Annotated in this window: 5 protein-coding genes; 3 read left to right on the top strand and 2 right to left on the bottom strand. The window is 68.1% G+C overall.

The annotated features are described in order from the left end of the window. Window positions 1-141 precede the first annotated feature (141 nt). Window positions 142-858, top strand: coding sequence for a response regulator transcription factor (locus Q0112_RS00960; protein WP_297970290.1), 717 nt, complete (start codon window positions 142-144; stop codon window positions 856-858). A 285-nt stretch (window positions 859-1,143) separates the two neighbouring features. On the opposite strand, the gene Q0112_RS00955 is transcribed toward Q0112_RS00960, so the two are convergent. Next, the gene (locus tag Q0112_RS00955) at window positions 1,144-1,392 is read right to left on the bottom strand and encodes a hypothetical protein (RefSeq protein ID WP_297970288.1); all 249 of its coding nucleotides are present in this window, start codon (window positions 1,390-1,392) and stop codon (window positions 1,144-1,146) included. A gap of 314 nt (window positions 1,393-1,706) precedes the next feature. Here Q0112_RS00955 and Q0112_RS00950 point away from each other — a divergent pair, with 314 nt between their 5' ends. Both Q0112_RS00950 and Q0112_RS00945 read left to right on the top strand, forming a co-directional pair. Further along, window positions 1,707-1,880 (top strand): DUF1127 domain-containing protein, encoded by a 174-nt coding sequence (locus Q0112_RS00950; RefSeq protein ID WP_297970286.1) that lies wholly within the window; start codon window positions 1,707-1,709, stop codon window positions 1,878-1,880. A 160-nt stretch (window positions 1,881-2,040) separates the two neighbouring features. Then, window positions 2,041-2,592: a hypothetical protein gene (locus tag Q0112_RS00945; RefSeq protein ID WP_297970284.1), complete on the top strand. Its 552-nt coding sequence runs from the start codon at window positions 2,041-2,043 to the stop codon at window positions 2,590-2,592. Here the strand turns inward: Q0112_RS00945 and Q0112_RS00940 are convergent. Further along, the coding region (locus Q0112_RS00940; protein WP_297970282.1) for an enoyl-CoA hydratase-related protein at window positions 2,568-3,215 on the bottom strand (648 nt) is incomplete at its 5' end. The genes Q0112_RS00945 and Q0112_RS00940 overlap by 25 nt on opposite strands.

Genomic DNA, 3,215 nt, shown 5'->3' with positions numbered 1-3,215 from the left:
GCCGCTCGCCATTTACCTACTCACTAAGCATTATCTTTAGTAGCTTGTTGTTAGTGACGCCTCGGATTAACGTGGCGTGGGCTGTTGGGGGTAATGGGACAGCTCGAATTAGCATGTGATTGACCTTGTGGGGGTGAGGGGATGATGAATACGGGCGTTGCCTACAAAAGGGATTGCTCTTCCACAGATGCGTCCTTGACTGCCGGACAGGACGCTCCGCTGGTACTGATCATTGAAGCTCGACCGCTTCTGCGCCAGTTGCTCGAGGCGTTCATCGCGTCCAGCGCGCAGATGCGGGTGGTTACGGCGCCGAGCATCAAGGAATGGCTGCGCGCGGGTCAGCGCGTCCAGCCTGCGGTCATCCTGCTGTCGATTCCGGATGGCGGCCGGCTGCCCGGGAGCCTGTCGGAACTGATGATTCCGGCGCACGACCAGCTCGCGTCGGTGCCGGTCGTGGTGCAGTCGAACGACCGGCCCGGGCATCAGGTGCTCGAACTGCTCAAGATCGGTGTGCACGGCTTCATTCCGACCAGCGTATCGACCGAGGTCGCCGTGCAGGTGCTGCGCCTGGTCTGCGCCGGCGGGACCTTCGTGCCGTCGAACTGCCTGCTGCCGGACAAGACGCAGGGCGCCTCCGACAGTTCGGGATTCCTGACCGGGCGCCAGATACAGGTCGTCGAGGCGATCCGGCAGGGCAAGCCGAACAAGATAATCGCCTACGAACTCAACATGTGCGAGAGCACCGTCAAGGTCCATGTCCGCGCGATCATGAAGAAGCTCAAGGCGCGGAATCGTACCGAGGTCGCCTATCTCTACTCGTCCAGCATCGGCGACCCGGACGCAATCGCCGCGCTCTGACCGTCCATGCCACGCCGGCACCTCGAGGTGCCGGCGTGAACCTTCGAGCGGCACTCGGCACGCTCGTTTCCGGGCCCAGCACATTTCCTCGACCGGCGGAGAAGTCGCTGGCGGCGATGATCGAGCCGCACTGGCCGAAGATCGGCTCCACCAACCCGATCGCTCCAACGCCGAGATAACGCGCCGCAACCACGTCACGGAACGTGATCTTCGGCTCGAGCTTTACCCAGACCCTGGGATCCCTGCCTCTCTATCCAGCCACGCGTCCGCACAGGTCGGCGCGGTTCACCGCATGAAAAAGCGGCAGCCTCGGCGAGTCAGCGGCAGGATGAGCGCGAACCGCGCCGAGTCGTCGGTCACCACCAGCTCCCAATCGTGCCAGTCGCGGTCGTGGCGCGCCTGTTCACTCTTGAACTCCTCGATGACCTCCGCCGCCGCCCGATGCGCGTCGGCCAGATCGTTCGCCAATGCACCCAGATCGTCCTGGATGACGTGGTGACCATTGACGAGATGGAAGTAGAAACGGGCGGCCATGGCGGCAGCTTCACGGGAAGCGCCGATCGTGGAACCCCATGATAATTTGACAGGACCTCCGGAAAAATAGGTAGGCGTCGCGGGCCTGTACGCATTTACCCCTCGCCGCACTCGGGGATCACCGCCTCGGATCCCTGGCGATCGGCCTGGCGCACGGGCCGCCCCTTCGGAGAGGCCGCTCGGCCATAGCCACCCTCCTGACAGCACGCTGTCAGGAGGCTTCCGGACCTCCTGACACAAGGCTGTCAGGGGCCTCCGCGTAGAAGGGGAGCGTCGCCGGACACCCGGTCCGGCCCGCTAGAAGGAGCCAGCAGATGACCAGTCTCACCACCGCCACCCGGCGCTTCTGGACCAGCTACCGCCGCGCCGCCGCCGAGCGCGAGGCGCTGCGCCGCCTCGCCTCCCTCAGCGACGGCATGCTGCGCGACATCGGCCTCGACCGCAGCGACCTGCGCCACGCTGTCCGCCACGGCCGCCCTCGGGGATAATCGTAAATGAAGCGTAAAAGTCGCCGGTAGCCGCGTTGCGCGACGATCCGGCGCCGACTAGATCCCCGGGCGCCAAGCACGTGAAAGGTTTTGAGTCGTGGTGAACTTCGTATCCGGTGTCCGAGTAGCGGTCCTGGCGACCGGGGCGATGCTGTGCGCGGTGGCGGCATCGGCCGCCACCCTCAACGAGGCGTCCCTCCCCGGCGGCGCCTTCGGTTCGAGCTGGAATCAGCTCACCGCGGTCGCCACGGGCTATGACGCCATCGCCGGCACCGGCAACCAGAACCAGTACGACAACTTCCTCTTCACCCTGCCGGCCGGGCACCAGTCGCTGAGCTTCGACTTCACCGCCCCGACCGGCATCGACGAATCCTACTCGGCCGGCGCCTCGATCCTCTACAGCGCCGATCCCTTCCGCTGGGGCTGGGACGGCACTTCCGCCAAGACGGTGCGGGTCGACTTCTACCAGCCGAAGCAGTCATTCAGCCTCGATCTCGGCGACTTCAAGGGCGGCAGCCTCTACCTCGCCCTGAACTTCACCCACGGCGCCAACCTCGCCTACAACATCGGCGTTCCCGGCAATGCCGCGGCGCCCGCGCCCGGCCCGGCGCCCGTCCCGCTGCCCGCCGGCGTCGGCCTCATCGCCAGCGGCGTCGCCGCGCTCCTCGCGCTCGGCGCCCGCCGCCGTCAGCGCACCACCCAGGCCGCCTGACGCCTGTCGAGGAAGGCCGTGATGCCCTCGCGGGCCTCCGGCGTCTCCCAGGTGTCGGCCAGCCGGGCGATCGTCGCCTCGATGACTTCCTCGTCGATCCGCGGCCCGAGCGCCCGCGCCAGCCGCTTCGCGGCCGCGACCGCCGCCGGCGCCGCGGCGAGATAGGGCGCGATCTCCGCCTCCACCGCCGCGTCGAGCGCCTCGGGCACCACCGCCCGCCAGACCAGCCCGAGCGCGCGCGCCGCGTCGCAACCGAATGTGGCCCCGGAGAAGAAGACCGCCCGCGCCCGCCCTTCGCCGACCCGCGCGAGCACATAGGGCGAGATGGTGGCCGGGATCAGCCCCAGCCGCGTCTCGGTCAGCCCGAAGCGGGCGTCCGTGCTCGCCACCACCGCGTCGCAGACCGCCATCAGCCCGACGCCGCCGCCATAGGCCGCGCCCTGCACCCGCCCGATCAGCGGCTTCGGCAGCGTGTTGAGCGCCTGCAGCATGCCGGCGAGCCGCCGCGCCTCGGCGATCCGCCCGGCGCGATCGGCGGCGAACTGCGCCCGCATCCATTCGAGATCGCCGCCGGCGCAGAAGCTCCGCCCCTCGCCGGCGAGCACCACCACCCGCACGCCCGC

The sequence above is a fragment of the uncultured Amaricoccus sp. genome (assembly GCF_937858865.1).
Classification (GTDB): Bacteria; Pseudomonadota; Alphaproteobacteria; order Rhodobacterales; family Rhodobacteraceae; genus Amaricoccus.
Note: the sequence above shows the minus strand (reverse complement) of the source record. Positions and strands in the feature narration are given on the sequence as shown.

Coding starts and splice junctions, on each gene's coding strand:
- Q0112_RS00960 (WP_297970290.1), top strand. CDS start 142: ATGATGAATACGGGCGTTGCCTACAAAAGGGATTGCTCTTCCACAGAT.
- Q0112_RS00955 (WP_297970288.1), bottom strand. CDS start 1,392: ATGGCCGCCCGTTTCTACTTCCATCTCGTCAATGGTCACCACGTCATC.
- Q0112_RS00950 (WP_297970286.1), top strand. CDS start 1,707: ATGACCAGTCTCACCACCGCCACCCGGCGCTTCTGGACCAGCTACCGC.